The 1108-nt window shown below is 51.7% G+C and carries 1 protein-coding gene; it reads right to left on the bottom strand.

Annotated features, from left to right (window positions below; genetic code table 11):
* On the bottom strand, window positions 1-1108 hold a 1108-nt coding region (tuf, locus tag IEX02_RS20275; RefSeq protein WP_188699287.1), incomplete at both ends, for an elongation factor Tu.

Here is a 1108-nt window from a genome sequence, read left to right on the forward strand (position 1 = left end):
TAGATACTACGCCTGCACCTACGGTACGGCCACCTTCACGGATAGCGAAGCGCAAACCTTCGTCCATCGCGATTGGGCAAATCAGTTCTGCGGTGAATTTCAGGTTGTCACCTGGCATTACCATTTCCACACCTTCTGGCAACTGTACAGAACCAGTTACGTCTGTAGTACGGAAGTAGAACTGAGGACGGTAGCCTTTGAAGAATGGCGTGTGACGGCCACCTTCTTCTTTGCTCAGTACGTATACTTCTGCTTCGAACTTGGTGTGAGGCTTGATTGAACCAGGCTTACACAGTACCTGACCACGCTCAACTTCGTCACGCTTAGTACCACGCAGCAGCGCACCAATGTTCTCACCTGCACGACCTTCGTCAAGCAGCTTACGGAACATTTCTACACCGGTTACGGTAGTAGTAGTAGTAGGGTTGATACCTACGATTTCTACTGAGTCACCCGTGTTGACAATACCACGCTCTACACGGCCAGTTACTACGGTACCACGACCAGAGATGGAGAATACGTCTTCGATTGGCAGCAGGAACGGCTTATCGATGTCACGCTCTGGCTCTGGGATGTAAGTGTCCAGGGCTTCGCCCAGCTCTACAATCTTCTTCTCCCACTCTGCGTCGCCTTCCAGCGCCTTCAGAGCTGAACCACGGATTACCGGCAGGTCATCACCTGGGAAGTCATACGTAGACAGCAGTTCACGTACTTCCATTTCTACCAGTTCCAGCAGCTCTTCATCGTCTACCATGTCACATTTGTTCATGAATACGATGATGTAAGGTACGCCTACCTGACGACCCAACAGGATGTGCTCACGAGTCTGAGGCATAGGACCGTCAGTCGCGGCTACTACCAGAATCGCACCGTCCATCTGCGCTGCACCTGTGATCATGTTTTTAACATAGTCAGCGTGTCCTGGGCAGTCTACGTGCGCGTAGTGACGCGTTGGCGTATCGTATTCTACGTGTGACGTAGAGATAGTGATACCACGTGCCTTCTCTTCTGGCGCGTTATCGATTTGGTCGAATGCGCGAGCAGCACCACCGTAGGTCTTCGCCAATACAGTAGTGATTGCTGCTGTCAGTGTGGTTTTACCGTGGTC

Origin of the sequence: Bowmanella pacifica (genome assembly GCF_014645355.1) — a bacterium.
Taxonomy (GTDB): Bacteria; Pseudomonadota; Gammaproteobacteria; order Enterobacterales; family Alteromonadaceae; genus Bowmanella; species Bowmanella pacifica.